The sequence below is a fragment of the Burkholderia catarinensis genome, from assembly GCF_001883705.2.
Taxonomy (GTDB): Bacteria; Pseudomonadota; Gammaproteobacteria; order Burkholderiales; family Burkholderiaceae; genus Burkholderia; species Burkholderia catarinensis.
Genome location: NZ_MDEQ02000034.1, coordinates 31,108 through 51,663, shown reverse-complemented (window position 1 = coordinate 51,663; position 20,556 = coordinate 31,108). Strand labels below are relative to the sequence as shown.

Here is a 20,556-nt window from a genome sequence, read left to right as displayed (position 1 = left end):
GTATGGCGATTATCCCGGACAAGCAGGACAGCACCGTCCTGGAACGCAAGCAGCAGAAGCTCAAGCCGCCTTCGATGTACAAGGTGGTGCTGCTGAACGACGACTTCACGCCGATGGAGTTCGTCGTGATGGTCGTCCAGGAGTATTTCAAGAAGGATCGCGAGACGGCCACGCAGATCATGCTGAAGGTCCATCGCGAAGGGCGAGGGGTATGTGGGGTCTATACGCGGGACATCGCGTCGACCAAGGTTGAGCAAGTCGTTACCCATGCGCGGCAGGCCGGGCATCCGCTGCAGTGCGTGATGGAGGAAGCATGATTGCCCAGGAATTGGAAGTCAGCCTGCACATGGCGTTCATGGAAGCACGCCAGGCGCGCCATGAGTTCATTACGGTCGAGCATCTGCTGCTGGCCCTGCTGGATAATCCGACGGCAGCCGAGGTGTTGCGCGCGTGCGCGGCAAACATCGAGGACCTGCGTCAGAACCTGCGCAATTTCATCCACGACAACACACCTACCGTCCCGGGTACCGACGATGTCGATACCCAGCCGACGCTCGGTTTCCAGCGCGTGATCCAGCGCGCGATCATGCACGTCCAGTCGACGTCGAACGGCAAGAAGGAAGTCACCGGCGCGAACGTGCTGGTCGCGATCTTCGGCGAGAAGGATTCGCACGCGGTGTATTACCTGCAGCAGCAGGGCGTCACGCGCCTCGACGTCGTGAACTTCATTTCGCACGGCATCGCGAAGACGAACAGCGGCGAAGCCGCGAAGTCGGCCGACGCGAGCGCGGAAAGCGAAGACGCGAATGCGCAGAAGGAAACGCCGCTCGCGCAGTTCACGCAGAACCTGAACCAGATGGCGAAGGACGGCCGCATCGATCCGCTGATCGGTCGCGAGCCCGAGGTCGAGCGCGTCGTGCAGGTGCTGTGCCGTCGCCGCAAGAACAATCCGCTGCTCGTCGGCGAGGCCGGCGTCGGCAAGACCGCGATCGCGGAAGGGCTCGCCTATCGCATCACGCGCGGTGAAGTGCCCGACATCCTCGCGAACGCGCAGGTCTACTCGCTCGACATGGGCGCGCTGCTCGCGGGCACCAAGTACCGCGGCGATTTCGAGCAGCGCCTGAAGACCGTGCTGAAGGAGCTCAAGGAGCGTCCGCACGCGATCCTGTTCATCGATGAAATCCACACGCTGATCGGCGCGGGCGCCGCGTCGGGCGGCACGCTCGATGCGTCGAACCTGCTGAAGCCGGCGCTGTCGTCGGGCGTGCTCAAGTGCATCGGCGCGACGACCTTCACCGAGTATCGCGGCATCTTCGAGAAGGATGCGGCGCTGTCGCGGCGCTTCCAGAAAGTCGACGTGACCGAGCCGACCGTCGAGCAGACGGTCGCGATCCTGCGCGGTCTGAAGTCGCGCTTCGAGGAGCATCACGGCGTCAAGTATTCGTCGGGTGCGCTGTCGGCCGCGGCCGAACTGTCGGCGCGCTTCATCACCGATCGTCATTTGCCCGACAAGGCGATCGACGTGATCGACGAGGCGGGCGCCGCGCAGCGCATCCTGCCGAAGTCGAAGCAGAAGAAGACGATCGGCAAGGGCGAGATCGAGGAAATCATCTCGAAGATCGCGCGCGTGCCGCCGCAGAGCGTGTCGCAGGACGATCGCAGCAAGCTGCAGACGCTCGACCGCGACCTGAAGAGCGTCGTGTTCGGCCAGGATCCGGCGATCGACGCGCTGGCGGCATCGATCAAGATGGCGCGCGCGGGCCTCGGCAAGATGGACAAGCCGATCGGCGCGTTCCTGTTCTCCGGCCCGACCGGCGTCGGCAAGACCGAAGTGGCGCGCCAGCTCGCGTTCACGCTCGGCATCGAGCTGATCCGCTTCGACATGTCGGAGTACATGGAGCGTCACGCGGTGAGCCGCCTGATCGGCGCGCCGCCGGGCTACGTCGGGTTCGACCAGGGCGGGCTCCTGACCGAAGCCGTCACGAAGAAGCCGCATTGCGTGCTGCTGCTCGACGAAATCGAGAAGGCGCATCCGGACATCTTCAACGTGCTGCTGCAGGTGATGGACCACGGCACGCTGACGGACAACAACGGCCGCAAGGCGGATTTCCGCAACGTCATCATCATCATGACGACGAACGCCGGCGCCGAGTCGATGCAGAAGGCGACGATCGGTTTCACGACGCGCCGCGAAACGGGCGACGAGATGACCGACATCAAGCGCCTGTTCACGCCGGAGTTCCGCAACCGCCTCGATTCGATCATCAGCTTCCGCTCGCTCGATGAGGAAATCATCATGCGCGTGGTCGACAAGTTCCTGATCCAGCTCGAGGAACAGCTGCACGAGAAGAAGGTCGACGCGCTGTTCACCGACGCGTTGCGCAAGCATCTCGCGAAGCACGGCTTCGACCCGCTGATGGGCGCGCGGCCGATGCAGCGGCTGATCCAGGACACGATCCGTCGCGCGCTGGCCGACGAACTGCTGTTCGGCAAGCTCGTCAACGGCGGTCACGTGACGGTCGATGTCGACGAAAGCGACAAGGTGCAGTTGTCGTTCGACAAGCTGGCGAATCCGCCGCACAAGCCGAACGAAGAGACGGTCGAAGTCGAGTAAGCGATAATTCGTTGTTCATGCGAACGGCGCGGGAAGTTCTCCGCGCCGTTTCGCTTTATCTGGCGCCGGCGGCGCGATGGTGGGGCAGGGGAGTGGTAACGCAGTGACACAACAACAACGGTCGTTCGACAGCATCGTCGCGCGCGAACAAGGGTTGCGCCACGCGCTGACGTCGGGGCAGATGGCGATGATCGCGATCGGCGGCGCGATCGGCACGGGGCTGTTCCTCGGCAGCGGGTTCGCGATCGGGCTCGCCGGCCCGAGCGTGCTGGTCTCGTATGCGATCGGTGCGCTGATCGCGCTGCTGCTGATGGGCGCGCTCGCGGAAATGACCGTCGCGCATCCGACGGCCGGCTCGTTCGGCGCGTATGCCGAGCACTACGTCGGCCCGCTCGCGGGTTTTCTCGTGCGCTATGCGTACTGGTTCGCGGTCGTGTTCGCGATCGGCACCGAGATCAGCGCGATCGCCGTGTTCATGAAGTACTGGTTTCCGGCCGTGCCCGGCTGGTACTGGGTGATCGGCTTCTCCGTGCTGCTGATCGCGGTGAACCTCGCGAGCGTCACGCTGTACGGCTCGGTCGAATACGCGTTCTCGCTGCTGAAGATCGCGGCGATCGTCGTGTTCATCGTGCTCGGCGCCTATCTCGTGTGGTCGGCGCCGGCCGCATCGGGCATCGGCTTCGCGAACTACACCGCGCATGGCGGCTTCATGCCGAAGGGGCCGTGGGGCGCCTGGGTTGCGGTGATCGTCGCGATCTTCAGCTACATGAGCATCGAAGCCGTCGCGATCGCGGCCGGCGAGGCGCGCGACCCGCAGCACGCGGTCACGCGTGCGTTCCGCTCGACCGTGTTCCGGCTCGTGCTGTTCTACCTGCTGACGCTGTCGCTGATGCTCGCGATCGTGCCGTGGACGCAGGCCGGCACCGACGAAAGCCCGTTCGTGAAGGTGATGGCCGCGACGCACGTGCCGTACGCGGCAGGCGTGATCAACTTCGTGCTGCTGATCGCGGCGCTGTCGGCGATGAACAGCCAGCTCTATGTGACGACGCGGATGATGTTCAGCCTGTCGCGCGCGCGGCTCGCACCCGCGGTGTTCGGCCGGCTCGGCACGAACGGCGTGCCGCGCGCGGCGCTGTGGATTTCGACGAGCGGCGTCGCGGTGGCGGCCGTGCTGGTCGCGCTGGCGCCCGATACGGCGTTCACCGTGATGATGGCGATCGCGATGTTCGGCGCGCTGTTCACGTGGCTGATGATCTTCGTCACGCACCTGCGCTTCCGGTCGCAGTATCGCGGCCCCGCGCTCTCGTTCCGGATGTGGGGGCATCCGTTCGGCAGCCTGCTCGGTGCGGGGCTCGTCGCGGCGATCCTGTTGACGACCGCGTTCACGCGCGAATTCCGGATGACGATGCTGGTCGGCGTCGTGTTCGTCGTGCTGCTGACGCTCGCGTATGCGCTGCACTACCGGCACGAACACGCACGTTGACGGGCGTGTTCGTGCCGGCCGCACCGTTCTTCCCCCTTGCTAAGGTTCCGTTAAGCCGGCGGCGGCTACATTCGATCCTGTCTGCAAGGCGGGCCGGCACGCGCCGGCTCGCCGCTTTCCTGTAAAAGGGGTTCGAATGAACAAACTTCCTGAAATCACGCTCGCGTTCTGGATCATGAAGATCTGCGCGACGACGCTCGGCGAAACCGGCGGCGACCTGCTGTCGATGACGCTGAACGTCGGCTACGCGGTGAGCTCGATCCTGCTGTTCGGCTTCTTTCTGGTGACGCTGGGCGCGCAGCTCAAGACGGCGCGCTATCGCCCGGCGATCTACTGGGCCGTGATCGTCGCGACGAGCACGGCCGGCACGACGATGTCCGACTTCATGGACCGTACGCTCGGCCTCGGCTATGCGGCCGGCTCGTCGATCCTCGTCGCGATCCTGCTGGCGATCTTCGCGGTCTGGCGGCTCAGCGGCGAATCGCTGTCGGTCGACCTGATCCGTACGCGCAAGGTCGAGCTGCTGTACTGGATCGCGATCCTGTTCTCGAACACGCTTGGCACCGCGCTCGGCGATTTCCTCGCGGACAGCTCGGGGCTCGGTTTCGGCGGCGGCGCGCTGCTGATCGGCGGGCTGCTCGCGGTGATCGTGCTTGCGCACTACTTCACGCGGATCTCCGGTGTGCTGCTGTTCTGGGCCGCATTCGTGCTCACGCGTCCGTTCGGCGCGACGGTCGGCGACCTGCTGACGAAGCCGGTTGCGAAGGGCGGCCTCGCGCTCGGCACGGTCGGCTCGTCGGCGGTGCTGCTCGGCGTGCTGGTCGCGCTGGTGATCTACGCGAGCGTCGCGCAGGCGCGGCGACGCGAACTGGCGCCCGCGCGGATCGCGCAGCCGGTCGATCAGTAACGGCGAAGGGAAAAAAGAAAGGGGCCTCGGCCCCTTTTTTGCGTTGCGTCGCTCAGTGGCGGCCGGTGCTGCCGAAGCCGCCTTCGCCGCGATCGCTTTCGGCGAAGTCATCGACGATGTTGAACTGAGCCTGCACGACCGGCACGATCACGAGCTGCGCGAGCCGTTCGAACGGGTTCAGCACGAATTCGGCCTGGCCGCGGTTCCACGTCGAGACCATCAGCTGGCCCTGGTAGTCGGAGTCGATCAGGCCGACGAGGTTGCCGAGCACGATTCCGTGCTTGTGGCCGAGGCCCGAGCGCGGCAGGATCAGCGCTGCATAGCCGGGATCGGCGAGATGGATCGCGAGGCCCGTCGGCACGAGGGTCGTTTCGCCCGGCTGCAGCGTGACCGGTGCGTCGAGGCATGCGCGCAGGTCGAGGCCCGCGCTGCCGGTGGTGGCGTAGGCGGGCAGGTAGTCGCGCATGCGCGCGTCGAGAATCTTCAGGTCGAGTTTCATGCGGTCGTCGAATCGGTCGGGAAGGGCGCGGCGGCGAGGCCGCCGCGCGAGAGATCAGATCAGGCGGTTGTCGGGCAGGCGCTTCGCGATTTCCGCGACGAGCGCATGCGCGAGTTCGTCCTTCGGCGCACGCGGCAGGCGCGTGAGGCCGGCGGCCTCGAACAGCACGACTTCGTTGTCGTCGCGGCCGAACGTCAGCGGGCCGAGGTTGCCCACGAGCAGCGGCACGTTCTTGCGCTTGCGCTTCTCGTCGCCGTGCACATCGAGGTCGCCGCTTTCGGCCGCGAACCCGACGCAGAACGGCGGATCGGGCAGCGCCGCGACGGACGCGAGGATGTCGGGGTTCTCGACGAACGCGAGCGCCGGCATCTTGCGGTCGGCCGTCTTCTTCATCTTGTGCTCGGCCGGCTGATCGACGCGCCAGTCGGCGACCGCGGCCACCGCGATGAAGATGTCGGCATCGGCGACGGCCTGCATCACCGCGTCGTACATCTGCTGTGCGGTCTGCACGTCCTGGCGGTAGACGCCCCACGGCGTGTCGAGCGCCACCGGCCCCGCGACGAGATGCACGTCGGCGCCGGCCTGCTGCGCGGCGCGCGCGAGCGCGAAGCCCATCTTGCCGCTCGAGCGGTTCGTGAGGCCGCGCACCGGGTCGAGCGGCTCGAACGTCGGGCCGGCCGTGATCAGCACGCGCCGGTGCGCGAGCACCTTCGGCGCGAAGTGCGCGACGATTGCTTCATAGATCGCCTCGGGTTCGAGCATGCGGCCATCGCCGACTTCGCCGCACGCCTGCGCGCCCGAATCGGGGCCGAGCACCGACACGCCGTCCGCGCGCAGTTGCGCGACGTTGCGCTGCGTGGCCGGGTTTTGCCACATCTGGCGGTTCATTGCGGGGACGACCAGCAGCGGACAGTCGCGCGCGACGCACAGCGTCGACAGCAGGTCGTCCGCGAACCCGTGCGCGAGCTTCGCGAGGAAATCCGTCGACGCGGGCGCGATCACGATCGCGTCGGCTTCGCGCGACAGGTCGATGTGCGCCATGTTGTTGTCGATGCGCGCGTCCCACTGGCTCGTATAGACGGGCCGGCCCGACAGCGCCTGCATCGTGACGGGCGTGATGAACTGGGTGGCGGCTTCGGTCATCGCGACCTGCACGGTCGCGCCGGCCTTCGTGAGCAGCCGGGTGAGCTCGGCGATCTTGTAGCAGGCGATGCCGCCGGTCAGGCCGAGAACGAGGTGTTTTCCTGCGAGTTCTGCGTGTGCCAACTCAGGCCTCCAAGGGGCGAACGGAACGGCCGGCGCGAAGCCGGCCGTCGACGCCGAGTATGCGCGCTTAGCGCGAGCCGCGCACGCGACGCAGTTCGTCGTAGATCAGCAGCACCGCGCCGATCGTGATCGCGGAATCGGCGAGGTTGAACGCCGGGAAGTGCCAGGCGCCGAGGTGGAAATCGAGGAAGTCGATCACGTGGCCGTAGACGAGCCGGTCGATCACGTTGCCGAGCGCGCCGCCGAGGATCAGCGCGAGCGACAGGCTGAACAGCCGCTGCTGGCCGTGGCGGCGCAGCAGGAAGCAGATCACGAGCGTCGCGCCGATCCCGAGCGCGGTGAACGCCCAGCGCTGCCAGCCGCCCGCGGTCGACAGGAAGCCGAACGCGGCGCCGCGGTTGTACACCAGCACGAGGTTGAAGAACGACGTCAGCGCGTGCTGCGCGCCGTACGCGAACGTTTTCAGGATCGCGATCTTCGACAGTTGGTCGAACAGGATCACGATCAGCGAAATGCCGAGCCAGGGCGCAAGCGCGCCGCTGGCCGGTTTCGACAGGGTTTTCGCCATAGTCAAGCAGCGCTCCGGATTTCGCCGTTTTCAAACAGGTTGGAGAAGCAGCGGCCGCACAGCGTCGGATGATCGGCGTGCGCGCCGACATCTTCACGGTAGTGCCAGCAGCGTTCGCACTTCTGGTACTTCGACGCAGCTACGTCGACGCTCTCCTGCGCTTCGTCGTCGACCTTGACGACCGTCGCGGCCGACGTGATCAGCACGAACTTCAGGTCTTCGCCGAGGCTCGTGAGCGCGTCGTAACGCGCGCCGCTCGCATGCACGGCGACTTCCGCCTGCAGCGACGAACCGATGCGGTTCGCGGTGCGCGCTTCCTCGAGCGCCTTCGTCACGTTGCCGCGCACATCGCGCAGCAGCGCCCACTTCTCGATCAGCGCGGCCGAGCCGGCGACTGCCGGATACGCGTAGTAAGTTTCCGTGAAGATCGTGTCGCTGGCCGGCTGGAACACCTTCCACGCTTCTTCAGCCGTGAACGACAGGAACGGCGCGAGCACGCGCAGCAGGCCGTGCGTCAGGTGGTACAGCGCCGTCTGCGCGGAGCGGCGTGCGCGCGAATCGGCCGCGCTCGTGTACAGGCGGTCCTTCAGCACGTCGAGGTAGAAGCCGCCGAGATCTTCCGAGCAATACGTCTGCAGCTTCGCGACGACCGGGTGGAATTCGTACTTCTCATAGTGGCCGAGCAGTTCCGTCTGCAGTTGCTCCGAGAACGCGACCGCATAGCGATCGATCTCGAGCCATTCGTCGACGGGCACCGCGTGCTGCGTATAGTCGAAGTCCGACAGGTTCGCGAGCAGGAAGCGCAGCGTGTTGCGGATGCGGCGATAGCCTTCGGTCACGCGCTTCAGGATTTCCTCGGAGATCGCGAGCTCGCCCGAGTAGTCGGTCGATGCGATCCACAGGCGGATGATTTCCGCGCCGAGTCGGTTCGCGACTTCATGCGGGTCGATGCCGTTGCCGAGCGACTTGCTCATCTTGCGGCCTTCGCCGTCGACCGTGAAGCCGTGCGTGAGCAGGCCCTTGTACGGCGCGCAGCCGTCGATCATCGATGCGGTCAAGAGCGACGAGTGGAACCAGCCGCGATGCTGGTCCGAGCCTTCGAGGTACAGGTCGGCCGGGAACTGCAGCTGATCCTTGTGCGAGCCGCGCAGCACGTGCCAGTGCGTCGTGCCCGAGTCGAACCACACGTCGAGCGTGTCGCGGTTCTTTTCGTACAGGTTCGCGTCGTCGCCGATCAGCTCGCGCGGGTCGAGCGACTGCCAGGCCTCGATGCCCGACTGCTCGACGCGCTTCGCGATTTCCTCGAGCAGTTCGAGCGTGCGCGGGTGCAGTTCGCCGGTTTCCTTGTGCACGAAGAACGCCATCGGCACGCCCCACTGGCGCTGGCGCGACAGCGTCCAGTCGGGACGGTTCGCGATCATGCTGAACAGGCGCTGCTTGCCCCACGACGGGTAGAACGCGGTCGCGTCGATGCCTTCGAGCGCCGCTTCGCGCAGCGTCTTGCCGCCGTCGCGCGGCGTCACGTCCATGCCGGCGAACCACTGCGAGGTGGCACGGTAGATGATCGCCGTCTTGTGGCGCCAGCAGTGCATGTAGCTGTGCGTGTACTTCTCGCTGCGCAGCAGCGAGCCGGCCGCGTTCAGCGCCTCGACGATCTTCGGGTTCGCATCCCAGATCGACAGGCCGCCGAACAGCGGCAGCGATTCGATATAGCGGCCGTCGCCCATCACCGGGTTGATGAAGTCCGAGTCGGTCATCCCGTGCGCCTTGCAGGACATGAAGTCCTCGATGCCGTACGCGGGCGACGAGTGCACGACGCCGGTACCCGTGTCGGTCGTCACGTAGTCGCCGAGGTAGACGGGCGCGGTGCGCTTGTAGCCGGGGTGGGCCGATGCGAGCGGGTGGTGGAAGCGCAGGTTCGCGAGCTTCACGCCGGACGCGGTCGCGACGACGCGCCCCGTCAGCTTGAAATCGGCCATGCACGCGGCGACGCGCTCTTCCGCGATGATCAGCAGCCCGCGCTCGGTGTCGACCAGCGCGTAGACGATTTCCGGATGGAGGTTCAGCGCCTGGTTCGCGGGGATCGTCCACGGCGTGGTGGTCCAGATCACGATGCCGCCCTCGGCGCGCGGCAGTGCCGGCAGGCCGAACGCCTGCGCGGTCTTTTCAGGCTCCGCGAACGCGAACATCACGTCGATCGTCGGATCGGTGCGGTCCTTGTACTCGACTTCCGCTTCCGCGAGCGCCGAGCCGCAGTCGAAGCACCAGTTCACCGGCTTCAGCCCGCGGTACACATAGCCCTTCTCGATGATCTTGCCGAGCGCGCGGATTTCTTCCGCCTCGTTGACGAAGTTCATCGTCTTGTACGGATTGGCCCAGTCGCCGAGCACGCCGAGGCGCTTGAAGCCGACCTTCTGCTTCTCGATCTGCTCGGTCGCGTACGCGCGTGCCTTGCTCATCACTTCGGCCGCCGGCAGCGACTTGCCGAACTGTTTCTCGATCTGGATCTCGATCGGCATCCCGTGGCAATCCCAGCCCGGCACGTACGGCGCGTCGAAGCCGGCCATGTTGCGCGACTTGACGACGATGTCCTTCAGGATCTTGTTGACGGCGTGGCCGAGGTGGATGTCGCCGTTCGCATACGGCGGGCCGTCGTGCAGGATGAACTTCGGCCGGCCCTGGCTGGCTGCGCGGATCTTGTCGTAGATGCCACGCTCTTCCCATTCCTTGACCCACTGCGGCTCGCGCTTGGGCAGGTCGCCGCGCATCGGGAACGGCGTGTCGAGCAGGTTGACCGGATACTTGGCCTGCGGTTTCGAATCGGCTTTCTTGTTGCTCATGATGGGATCGCTATCAAATCGGGGGACGCTCGTGCGTCGTGAATCGGGTATGCGCGCGAGTGGGCGGCGCGAGGGTGCGGCGCGGGGCGCCGCCGTCCGGATCAGCTAATTCGGTCGGTGGCCGACGTCGAGAAGCCCGTGGCGCGGCTGCCCGGCGCACGATCGCGCTCGATGAAGTACGCGCGCGCATTCGCGACATCCAGCGCGATCGCGCGCGACAGCGCCTCGAGATCGTCGAATTTCGCCTCGTCGCGCAGCTTCTTCAGGAATTCGACGCGGACGAGCTTGCCGTACGCATCGCCGTGCCAGTCGAGCAGGTGGACTTCGAGCAGCACGCGGCCCGAATCGTCGACGGTCGGGCGCAGGCCGAGGCTCGCGACGCCCGGCAGCGGGTCGGGGCCGAGGCCGTGCACCTGCACGACGAAGATGCCCGCGAGCGCCGGCCGCTTGTGCGCGATCGGCAGGTTCAGCGTCGGGAAGCCGAGGTCGCGGCCGAGCTTCAGCCCGTGCGCGACGTGGCCGCTGATCGCATAGCCGTGGCCGAGCGCCTGCGCGGCCGCGGCGAGATCGCCGGCCGCGAGCGCGGCGCGCACGCCCGAGCTGGAGATGCGCGTGCCGTCGCTGCCGGCCACCGTGCCCATCTGCTCGACCTCGAAGCCGTGCAGCTCGCCGGCCGCCTTCAGCGTGTCGAAGGTGCCCGCGCGCTTCGCGCCGTAGCAGAAATCGTCGCCGACCATCATCCAGCGCGTGTGCAGCCCGTTCACCAGCGTGCGCTCGACGAACGCCTGCGGCGACTGGCTCGCGAACGTGTGGTTGAAGTGCTCGACGACGACGCGATCCACGCCGTGATCGCGCAGCGCCTCGAGCTTGTCGCGCAGCATTGCGATGCGCGGCGGCGCACCGGCCGGGTTGAAGAATTCGCGCGGGTGCGGCTCGAAAGTCATCACGCACACGGGCAGGCCGCGCGCGTCCGCTGCCGCGCGCACGCGCGCGAGCAGGGCCTGGTGGCCGCGATGGACACCGTCGAAGTTGCCGATCGTCAGCGCGCACGGCGCGCGGCTCTCGGCGTTGGGCAGGCCGCGGAAGACTTTCACGATAGCGGATGCAGCGTCGGGGAATGGGCGGTGGGATGCCGCAAAGCAGAAGATTATAAACGTTCGGGCGGGTCGGCGGCCGAGAAGGCGGGAAACGCGGGGGCGAATGGTAAAATTCGCGGATGAAAAAACTCGTGATCCTGATTTCCGGTCGCGGCAGCAACATGGAGGCCATCGTCCGCGCGTGCGCGCGGGAACGCTGGCCGGCCGAGGTTGCCGCCGTGATCGCCAACCGGCCCGATGCGGCCGGCCTGGCTTTTGCCGCGTCGCACGGGGTGGCGACGGCGGTGGTCGACCACCGGTCGTTCGACGGCCGCGACAGCTTCGACGCGGCGCTCGCCGCCGAGATCGACCGTTTCGCGCCCGATCTCGTCGTCCTCGCGGGCTTCATGCGCATCCTCACGCCGGCATTCGTCAGACGATACGAGGGCCGGCTGCTGAACGTCCATCCGTCGCTGCTGCCGAGCTTCAAGGGCATCCACACGCACCAGCAGGCGCTCGACGCCGGTGTCGCGCTGCATGGCGCGAGCGTGCACTTCGTCATTCCCGAACTCGACAGCGGCGCGATCGTCGCGCAGGGCGCGGTGCCCGTGCGCGCGGGCGACGATGCAGCCGCGCTCGCGCAGCGCGTGCTGACGGTCGAGCATGTGCTGTATCCGCGCGCGGTACGCTGGTTCGTCGAGGGGCGTTTGCGTCTCGAGAACGGCCGTGCAGTGGTGGCGCCGGAAGAGGCGCGCTGGATTTTCGCGGATCAACCGCATACCGAAACGAGTGAGGGCGTATGAAACTGCACGGATTCCTGATCGGCCAGACCGAGACTTTGCTGGCCGAGGTGCTGAAGTTCGCCGGCCCCGCCGACGCGACGACGAGCCGGTTTTTCCGCGCGCACCCGAAGCTCGGGCATGCCGAGCGCGGCGTGATCGCCGAGGCGGTGTTCGCGGTGCTGCGCCGGAAGATGGAGTTTTCGCATCTCGCCGAGAGCGGCACGGGCACCCCCGCGCGGCGCCTCACGCTGCTCGGCCTGATGCAGACGGCCGGCCGCAACGCGCTGAGGCCGTTTTTGTCCGACACCGAGTCCGCGTGGCTCGAGCACGTGTCGAAAATCGACCCGGCGAGCCTGCCGGTGCGCATTCGCACGAACCTGCCCGACTGGATCCACCAGGCGCTGTCGGCCCGTTTCGACGCCGAGGAGCTCGCGCAGCTCGCCGCCGCGTTGAATTATCCGGCGCCGCTCGACCTGCGCGCCAACGCGCAGAAGGCCAGCCGTGATCAGGTAATCGACGGGCTGCGCGCGGAAGGCATCGACGCGGGCGCGACGCCGTTTTCACCGTTCGGCGTGCGCGTGGTCGGCAAGCCGGCGCTGACGCGCCTGAGGCTGTTCGAGGAAGGCGCGATCGAGGTGCAGGACGAAGGCAGCCAGCTGCTGTGCTCGCTGGTCGCACCGCGCCGCGGCGAGATGGTCGTCGATTTTTGCGCGGGCGCGGGCGGCAAGACGCTCGCGCTGGGCGCGATGATGCGTTCGACCGGGCGCCTCTATGCATTCGACGTGTCGGAAAAGCGCCTCGCGAAGCTGAAGCCGCGCCTCGCGCGCAGCGGGCTGTCGAACGTGAACCCCGTGCTGATCGACAGCGAGCACGACGCGAAGATCAAGCGGCTCGCCGGCAAGATCGACCGCGTGCTGGTCGATGCGCCGTGCAGCGGCCTCGGCACGCTGCGCCGCAACCCCGACCTGAAGTGGCGCCAGACGCGCACGGCGATCGACGAGCTGGCGCCGAAACAGGCGTCGATCCTCGCGAGCGCCGCACGCCTCGTGAAGAAGGGCGGCCGGCTCGTCTACGCAACCTGCAGCGTGCTCGACGCGGAGAACGAGCGCATCGTCGAGCAGTTCCTGGCCGACCATCCCGAGTTCGTGCTGGTGCCTGCGCAGAAGGTGCTGGAAGAGCAGCGCATCACGATCGAGACGGGCGACTACCTGTCGCTGTGGCCGCACCGTCACGCGACCGACGGCTTCTTCGCCGCGGTGCTCGAACGCCGCGCTGCGCAGTAACGACGGCCCGGACGAACGATGGAGAATCTGCAGAGCCGGCTGCTGTCGCACCGGCTGGCATCGGTGATGCGCGATTTCCACCAGCCGGTGATGATCTGGCAGGCGGCGATCCTCGTCGGTGCGCTGTGTTTCGCTTGGGTGGCCGCGCGCTTCGTGCACGGCCGGATCGATGCGCGCCGCCGGGCGGCCGGACGCGCGCCCGGCGCGGGCGCGCAAAGCCTGAAGCGCGCGCTGTTCCCGTTGTTCGGCGGCGTTTTCGCGGGTGGCGCGCAGCTCGCGTTCGACCCGTTCATGTCGACGTCGCTGCTGTCGCTCGCGCTCGTGCCGCTGTTCGGCATCGGGCTGATCTACGTGCTGTTCTTCTTCGCGCGGCGCGTGTTCGCGCGCGATGGCCACACGCATGCGTGGCTGTCGATCGTCGAGAAGATCGTGTCGACCGTCGTGTGGGCCGCGATGGTGCTGACCGTGCTCGGCATCCAGCGCGACGTGCTCGGCTGGCTCGACAGCGTGCAGTTCCGCGTCGCGAACGCGCACCTCACGCTGCTGTCGCTGATCTCCGGCGCGCTGTGGGTCTGCGTGACGCTGATGGTCGCGATGTGGCTCGGCTCGGTGCTCGAGGATCGCCTCACGCGCGCGAGCACGCTCGACGCGAACCTGAAGGTCGTGCTGTCGCGGGTCGGCCGCGCGCTGCTCGTGTTCGCGGCGATCCTGATCGGGCTGTCGCTGGTCGGCATCGACGTGACGGTGCTCGGCGTGTTCGGCGGCGCGGTGGGCGTCGGCCTCGGTTTCGGGCTGCAGAAGATCGCAAGCAACTACGTGTCGGGCTTCATCATCCTGCTCGACCGGTCGCTGCGGCTCGGCGACGCGATCAGCGTCGGCGGGCTGCAGGGCGTCGTCACGCAGATCCGCACGCGCTACACGGTCGTGCGCGGCCTCGACGGCAACGAGACGCTGATCCCGAACGAGAAGCTGATCACCGATGTCGTGCAGAACCAGTCGTCGTACCTGACGCGCGGTTATGCGAAGGTCGCGGTGCAGGTCGCATACACGAGCGATGTCGAGCACGCGCTCGCGCTGCTCGCCGACGCGGCGAAGGGCGTGCCGCGCGTGCTGGCGGAGCCCGCACCGACCCCGTATCTGGTGAGTTTCGGTGCGGACGGGATCGACCTGGAACTCGGCTTCTGGATCGAGGATTCGGCGAAAGGCACGTCGGGCGTGCGTTCGGCCGTGAACCGCAACATCTGGCGGCTGTTCAGCGAGCACGGGATTTCGATTCCGTTCCCGCAACGCGAAGTGCGCGTCGTCGGGCTGCCGGACGGCTTTCCTGCCGCCGGCACGGCAGCCGCGCACGATCCGGCGGCCGGCGATCCGGCGGCTAGTGGTCCGGCGGCCGGCAACGGCGCGGTGGACGGGCGCGCGCCGGCTGCGTAGCGCGCATCGGCCGTCAATCGTATCGACCCCGCGGTCGGAACCGGATCGCGGGCCTTTCCCAGTCCGCCCGTGGACTGATCGAGTTGCGTCAGGGCAAGAAAATGTTCATTTTTTACAAAGACTTGGAACGGTTGCAGTAAAATTCTGGTCTGTACGCGGTATGCTTTCATTTTTCTGACGTCTGCGCGAGCCGGCGTCGCTCTCATCACAGGTAACTGCCTTGTTGAATTCCCTGCTCGATTTTCTTTCCCACGGGCTCCTGCATTTCTCGTGGTGGCAGGTCGCGCTGTTCGCGCTCGCCGTCACGCACGTCACGATCATCGGCGTGACGGTCTACCTGCACCGTTGCCAGGCGCACCGCGCACTGGAGCTGCATCCGATCGCGAGCCATTTCTTCCGCCTCTGGCTGTGGATGACGACCGGCATGCTGACGGGTCAGTGGGCCGCGATTCACCGCAAGCACCACGCGAAGTGCGAAACCGAGGAAGATCCGCACAGCCCGCAGACGCGCGGCATCTGGAAGGTGTTCCTCGAAGGCGCCGAGCTGTATCGCGCGGAAGCGAAGAATGAAGAGACGATGCGCAAGTTCGGCCACGGCACGCCGAGCGACTGGGTCGAACGCAATCTCTATTCGAAGTACCCGATTCTCGGCATCAGCATGATGATGGTGATCGACGTCGCGCTGTTCGGCGTGATCGGCCTGACCGTGTGGGCCGTGCAGATGGTCTGGATTCCGTTCTGGGCGGCTGGCGTCGTCAACGGCTTCGGTCACTTCTGGGGTTATCGCAACTTCAACTCGGCCGACGCGAGCACGAACCTGTTCCCGTGGGGCATCGTGATCGGCGGCGAAGAGCTGCACAACAACCACCACACGTTCGCGACGTCGGCGAAGCTGTCGAACAAATGGTACGAGTTCGACATCGGCTGGATGTACATCCGCATCATGTCGGCGTTCGGTCTCGCGAAGGTGAAGAAGGTCGCGCCGACGCCGCGCCTGAACAAGCCGAAGATGGTGCTCGACCAGGAAACGCTGCAGGCCGTGCTGTCGAACCGCTACGAAGTAATGGCGAGCTACGGCAAGGCCGTGAAGCGTGCGTACCGCCAGGAGCTCGCGCACCTGAAGGAACTCGGTTCGAGCGAGAAGTACCAGTTGATGCGCGGCGCGCGCAAGTGGTTCCATAAGGACGCCGACGGCCTTGACGAGCCGCAGAAGAAGCTGCTGCCGGAAATCTTCGCGAACAGCCAGAAGCTGCAGACGTACTTCCAGCTTCGCCAGGATCTCGCCGCGATCTGGGATCGTTCGACCGCGTCGCGCGAACAGCTTCTCGCGCAATTGCAGGATTGGTGTCATCGCGCGGAACAAAGCGGCATCAAGGCGCTGCAGGAATTCGCGATGCGCCTGCGTCGCTACGCCTGATTCGAAATCGATTAGAATCTAAGGACGTCACAAACCCCGCGTTGGCGGGGTTTTTTCATTTGGGCCGCCGGTTTTCGACGGATGATCGGCAGGGCCGAATTTTGTATGAGGCTTGGGGCCGCGCGAAAGTGGTGCCCCGGGGCGAGCACAGGGGATGGGACTGGGGTAAGCAGGCTAAAGCGCTAACTCTGGTCGACCGCGAAGCATGGGACCAGAGTAAGCACTAAAGCGCTAACTCTGGTCGACAGGAGATATGGAGATGCAATCGACGATCAAACCCGTCGAGTACGACCGGCCCATCGCAGCAGGGACCGTGTGCGGCGTGGGGCAGGCGTGGGCAAAGGTGCCCGATGCACCGTCCGCCGAAGAGCGCGCCGCGCTGAAGGCACGCATCAAGGCGTTGCTCGTGCGTGAAAAGGCCGTGCTGGTCGCGCACTACTACGTGGACGCCGAATTGCAGGAGCTGGCCGACGAAACGGGCGGTTGCGTCGCGGATTCGCTCGAAATGGCCCGCTTCGGCCGCGATCACGACGCGCAGACGCTGGTCGTCGCCGGCGTGCGCTTCATGGGCGAAACCGCAAAGATCCTGAGCCCGAACAAACGGATCCTGATGCCCGACCTCGATGCGACCTGCTCGCTCGATCTCGGCTGCCCGGCCGACGAATTCTCGGCGTTCTGCGATGCGCATCCCGACCGCACCGTCGTTGTCTACGCGAACACCAGCGCGGCCGTGAAGGCACGCGCGGACTGGATGGTCACGTCGTCGATCGGTCTCGAGATCATCGCCGACCTGCACGCACGCGGCGAGAAGATCATCTGGGCGCCCGATCGCCATCTCGGCAGCTATATTCAGAAGAAAACCGGCGCAGACATGCTGCTGTGGCAGGGCTCGTGCCTCGTCCACGACGAGTTCAAGGGTATCGAACTCGACCTGTTGCGCGCCGAGTATCCGGATGCGAAGGTGCTCGTCCATCCCGAGTCGCCGGAAAACGTCGTCGCGCAGGCCGATGTCGTCGGCTCGACCACGCAACTGATCGATGCGGCGGTCAAGCTCGATGCGACGCACTTCATCGTCGCGACCGATCTCGGCATCCTGCACAAGATGCAGCTCGCGGCGCCCGGCAAGACCTTCATCGCCGCGCCGACGGCCGGCAACAGCGCAACCTGCAAGAGCTGCGCGCACTGCCCGTGGATGGCGATGAACGGCCTCGCAAACCTCGCCGACGTGCTCGAACGCGGTCACAACGAGATCTTCGTCGATCCCGCGATCGGTGAACGCGCACGCTTGCCGATCGACCGGATGCTCGATTTCGCGGCCGCGCACAAGAAGCGCGTGCAGGCGAGCGGCGATCTGCAGCGCGACCAGCAACTGTTTGCGAACGTGGGAGCTGCATAATGAACGGCCCCCACGCTCACGTTCGTTCGCTGTCGACCGAAGTTGGCGCTTCGGCGCTTACTCCGGTCCCATGCACAGCTCCCCCGGAGGAAGGCGGCGCCACTGCCGTCTCCCCGCTGTTCGACAGCGTCCGCGAGCAATACGGTGCGGCATTCGACGATGCGATCGCGCGCAACGTGGCCGATGCGATTGCGGAAGACGTCGGCAACGGCGACCAGACCGGGCGGCTCGTGCCGGCCGGCGGACGTCGCCGCGCGCGCATCATCGTGCGCGAGGAAGCCGTGCTGTGCGGCGTGCCGTGGTTCGAGGCCGTGATCAACCGGATCGATCCGGCGATTGTCGTGCAATGGCGCTATCGCGAAGGCGACCGGATGACGCCCGATTCGACCGTCTGCGAACTCGAAGGGCCGGCGCGCGCGCTGCTGACGGCCGAGCGCAACGGGTTGAACTTCCTGCAACTGTTGTCGGGCGTCGCGACCGCGACGCGCCGTTACGTCGATCGCGTCGAAGGCACGCGCGCGAAGATCCTCGATACGCGCAAGACGCTGCCGGGCCTGCGGCTCGCGCAGAAATACGCGGTGCGCGTCGGCGGCGGCGAAAACCAGCGTCTCGCGCTGTATGACGGCATCCTGATCAAGGAGAACCACATCGCGGCGGCGGGCGGCGTCGGCGAGGCACTCGACGCGGCGTTCGCGCTGGAGTCGGGCGTGCCCGTGCAGGTCGAGGTCGAGACGCTTGCGCAGCTCGACACGGCACTCGCGCATCGCGCGCAGTCGGTGCTGCTCGACAACTTCACGGTCGACATGATGCGTGAAGCGGTGCGCGTGGCGGATGGCAAAGCCGTGCTCGAAGTGTCGGGCGGCGTCAATTTCGATACGGTGCGCGCGTTCGCGGAGACGGGCGTGGATCGCATCTCGATCGGCGCGCTGACGAAGGACGTGCGCGCAACGGACTATTCGATGCGGATCGTCGACTGACCGGGCGTCCCGCGATCAGACAAGAAAGCCGTTGGCGTTTGCGCGCCAACGGCTTTTTTCCTGTGCGGCGGCCGCAGCCGGGAAGGGCGCGCCGTTCAGCGGCGCGCGCGCGGCGTGAGCACGCTGGGCAGCGCCTTCGGCAGCGTGTGCGGCCAGTCGCGGCTGTAGTGCAGCCCGCGGCTTTCGCGGCGCGAGTGCGCGCTCTTCACGATCAACGTCGCCACGTCGACGAGGTTGCGCAGTTCGAGCAGGTCGCGCGTCACGCGGAAGTTCGCGTAATACTCGTGGATCTCGTCGCGCAGCAGCGACAGCCGGTGCTTGGCGCGCTCGAGGCGCTTGTCGGTGCGCACGATGCCGACGTAGTTCCACATCAGGCGGCGCAACTCGTCCCAGTTGTGCGCGACGACGACTTCCTCGTCCGCATCCGACACGCGGCTTTCGTCCCACGCGGGGAGCGTGGCCGGCGTTTCGGCATCGAAGCCTGCTGCCTCGATCGCCTCGGCCGCTGCGCGGCCGATCACGAGACATTCGAGCAGCGAGTTGCTCGCGAGCCGGTTCGCGCCGTGCAGCCCCGTGTACGACGTTTCGCCGACCGCATACAGGCCCGCCAGATCGGTGCGCCCGGCGAGATCGGTCACGACGCCGCCGCACGTGTAGTGCGCGGCCGGCACGACGGGAATCGGTTCTTTCGCGATGTCGATGCCGAATTCGAGGCAGCGCGCGTGGATCGTCGGGAAGTGTTCGCGCAGGAACGCTTCCGGTTGATGGCTGATGTCGAGATACACGCAGTCGATCCCGCGCTTCTTGATCTCGAAGTCGATCGCGCGCGCGACGATGTCGCGCGGCGCGAGCTCGGCGCGCGGATCGTGCGCGGGCATGAAGCGCGTGCCGTCGGGCAGCTTCAGCAGGCCGCCTTCGCCGCGCACGGCCTCCGAAATCAGGAACGACTTCGCATACGGATGGAACAGGCAGGTCGGATGGAACTGGATGAATTCCATGTTCGACACGCGACAGCCCGCGCGCCACGCCATCGCGATGCCGTCGCCGGTCGCCGTGTCGGGGTTCGTCGTGTACAGGTAGACCTTGCCGGCGCCACCCGTTGCGAGCACCGTATGCGGCGCCTCGATCGTGATCGTGCGGTCGTTGTCGACGTCGAGCGCATACAGGCCGTGACAGCGGCGGCCGGGCAGGCCGAGCCGGTCCGACGTGATCAGGTCGATCGCATGGTGGTTTTCGAAGAACGTGATGTTCGGATGCTGGCGCGCGCGCTCCGACAGCGTCGCGAGCACGGCATGGCCGGTCGCGTCGGCTGCGTGGATGATCCGGCGGTGGCTGTGGCCGCCTTCGCGCGTCAGGTGGAAGCCGAGTTCCGCCGCGTCGTCCTTCGTGAACGGCACGCCTTGCGAGATCAGCCATTCGATCGCTTCGCGGCCGTGCTCGACGATGTAGCGCGTTGCGCCTACGTCGCACAGGCCGCCGCCGGCGACCAGCGTGTCGTCGACGTGGTTCTCGATGCTGTCCGCCGAGTCGAGGACGGCCGCGATGCCACCCTGTGCGTTATCGCTTGCGCCCTCCATCATCGAACGTTTCGCGATCAGCGCGACACGTCGGGTGCTGGCCAGGTTGAGTGCGACCGACAGCCCTGCCAGGCCGCTGCCGACGATCGCCACGTCGAATTTCATGCTGCATCTCCATCGTTACGCTTTTAATCTTATGCGTTCCGTCGACCGTGGCCGCGGAAAGGGGAGAGCATACCGCGTTGGGCTCGCACGTGCGCGCAAAACAAAAAGCCCCGCATGTGCGGGGCTTTTCATTCGCCGTCAGGCTGGCAGAAACCGGAGATTACTTGATCTTGGTTTCTTTGTATTCCACATGCTTGCGGACGACGGGATCGAACTTCTTGATCGCCATCTTTTCCGGCATGTTGCGCTTGTTCTTCGTGGTCGTGTAGAAATGACCCGTACCAGCGGTCGACTCGAGCTTGATCTTGTCGCGTGCGCCTTTTGCCATGATTATG

The 20,556-nt window shown here is 66.3% G+C and carries 17 protein-coding genes; 10 read left to right on the top strand and 7 right to left on the bottom strand.

Annotation, left to right across the window (positions count from 1 at the left end; genetic code table 11):
- The first annotated feature begins 2 nt into the window (after positions 1 to 2).
- The 4 genes from clpS (at position 3) to BFF94_RS33475 (ending at position 5,004) form a co-directional block, all read left to right on the top strand.
- On the top strand, positions 3 to 317 hold the full coding sequence (gene clpS, locus BFF94_RS33490) for an ATP-dependent Clp protease adapter ClpS (protein WP_006398529.1): 315 nt from the start codon (positions 3 to 5) through the stop codon (positions 315 to 317).
- Positions 314 to 2,614, top strand: coding sequence for an ATP-dependent Clp protease ATP-binding subunit ClpA (clpA, locus tag BFF94_RS33485; RefSeq protein WP_128842783.1), 2,301 nt, complete (start codon positions 314 to 316; stop codon positions 2,612 to 2,614). Before clpS ends, clpA begins: the two co-directional genes overlap by 4 nt.
- Before the next feature lie 103 nt (positions 2,615 to 2,717).
- On the top strand, positions 2,718 to 4,097 hold the full coding sequence (locus BFF94_RS33480) for an amino acid permease (RefSeq protein WP_128842784.1): 1,380 nt from the start codon (positions 2,718 to 2,720) through the stop codon (positions 4,095 to 4,097).
- 136 nt (positions 4,098 to 4,233) lie between these two features.
- Positions 4,234 to 5,004 carry a COG4705 family protein gene (locus BFF94_RS33475; RefSeq protein ID WP_128842785.1) on the top strand — a complete coding sequence of 257 codons (771 nt, stop codon included), beginning with the start codon at positions 4,234 to 4,236 and terminating at the stop codon, positions 5,002 to 5,004.
- Between the two features lie 52 nt (positions 5,005 to 5,056).
- Here the strand turns inward: BFF94_RS33475 and dut are convergent, their stop codons facing one another.
- The 5 genes from dut to BFF94_RS33450 all read right to left on the bottom strand — a co-directional run bounded on the left by dut (position 5,057) and on the right by BFF94_RS33450 (position 11,271).
- A complete protein-coding gene (dut, locus tag BFF94_RS33470; RefSeq protein WP_048022604.1) occupies positions 5,057 to 5,503 on the bottom strand; it encodes a dUTP diphosphatase in 447 nt (148 codons plus the stop codon).
- A gap of 54 nt (positions 5,504 to 5,557) precedes the next feature.
- Complete coding sequence (gene coaBC / locus BFF94_RS33465; RefSeq protein WP_219140310.1) at positions 5,558 to 6,769, bottom strand: bifunctional phosphopantothenoylcysteine decarboxylase/phosphopantothenate--cysteine ligase CoaBC; 1,212 nt, start codon at positions 6,767 to 6,769, stop codon at positions 5,558 to 5,560.
- Between the two features lie 67 nt (positions 6,770 to 6,836).
- Positions 6,837 to 7,337 (bottom strand): signal peptidase II, encoded by a 501-nt coding sequence (lspA, locus tag BFF94_RS33460; RefSeq protein WP_128842787.1) that lies wholly within the window; start codon positions 7,335 to 7,337, stop codon positions 6,837 to 6,839.
- 2 nt (positions 7,338 to 7,339) lie between these two features.
- A complete protein-coding gene (ileS, locus tag BFF94_RS33455; RefSeq protein WP_128842786.1) occupies positions 7,340 to 10,177 on the bottom strand; it encodes an isoleucine--tRNA ligase in 2,838 nt (945 codons plus the stop codon).
- Positions 10,178 to 10,278: 101 nt separating this feature from the next.
- Positions 10,279 to 11,271, bottom strand: a complete 993-nt coding sequence (locus BFF94_RS33450) for a bifunctional riboflavin kinase/FAD synthetase (protein ID WP_219140309.1) — start codon at positions 11,269 to 11,271, stop codon at positions 10,279 to 10,281.
- A gap of 122 nt (positions 11,272 to 11,393) precedes the next feature.
- On the opposite strand from BFF94_RS33450, the gene purN reads away from it, so the two are divergent.
- From purN to nadC, 6 genes are all read left to right on the top strand, one after another.
- The gene (gene purN / locus BFF94_RS33445; protein WP_128843345.1) at positions 11,394 to 12,056 is read left to right on the top strand and encodes a phosphoribosylglycinamide formyltransferase; all 663 of its coding nucleotides are present in this window, start codon (positions 11,394 to 11,396) and stop codon (positions 12,054 to 12,056) included.
- Complete coding sequence (locus BFF94_RS33440) at positions 12,053 to 13,318, top strand: RsmB/NOP family class I SAM-dependent RNA methyltransferase (RefSeq protein ID WP_128843346.1); 1,266 nt, start codon at positions 12,053 to 12,055, stop codon at positions 13,316 to 13,318. Before purN ends, BFF94_RS33440 begins: the two co-directional genes overlap by 4 nt.
- An 18-nt stretch (positions 13,319 to 13,336) precedes the next feature.
- Complete coding sequence (locus BFF94_RS33435; RefSeq protein WP_219140308.1) at positions 13,337 to 14,749, top strand: mechanosensitive ion channel family protein; 1,413 nt, start codon at positions 13,337 to 13,339, stop codon at positions 14,747 to 14,749.
- A gap of 220 nt (positions 14,750 to 14,969) precedes the next feature.
- A complete protein-coding gene (locus BFF94_RS33430) occupies positions 14,970 to 16,166 on the top strand; it encodes a DesA family fatty acid desaturase (protein WP_128843348.1) in 1,197 nt (398 codons plus the stop codon).
- Positions 16,167 to 16,425: 259 nt separating this feature from the next.
- A complete protein-coding gene (gene nadA / locus BFF94_RS33425; protein WP_128843349.1) occupies positions 16,426 to 17,562 on the top strand; it encodes a quinolinate synthase NadA in 1,137 nt (378 codons plus the stop codon).
- Entirely contained in the window at positions 17,562 to 18,539 is a 978-nt protein-coding gene (gene nadC / locus BFF94_RS33420) for a carboxylating nicotinate-nucleotide diphosphorylase (protein ID WP_246637472.1), read from the top strand. The genes nadA and nadC overlap by 1 nt, the downstream gene beginning before the upstream one ends.
- Positions 18,540 to 18,634: 95 nt before the next feature.
- Here the strand turns inward: nadC and nadB are convergent, their stop codons facing one another.
- Together nadB and rpmG are read right to left on the bottom strand one after the other, a co-directional pair.
- On the bottom strand, positions 18,635 to 20,221 hold the full coding sequence (gene nadB, locus BFF94_RS33415) for an L-aspartate oxidase (protein ID WP_128843350.1): 1,587 nt from the start codon (positions 20,219 to 20,221) through the stop codon (positions 18,635 to 18,637).
- 160 nt (positions 20,222 to 20,381) lie between these two features.
- On the bottom strand, positions 20,382 to 20,549 hold the full coding sequence (gene rpmG, locus BFF94_RS33410) for a 50S ribosomal protein L33 (RefSeq protein ID WP_006478046.1): 168 nt from the start codon (positions 20,547 to 20,549) through the stop codon (positions 20,382 to 20,384).
- Positions 20,550 to 20,556: the final 7 nt, after the last annotated feature.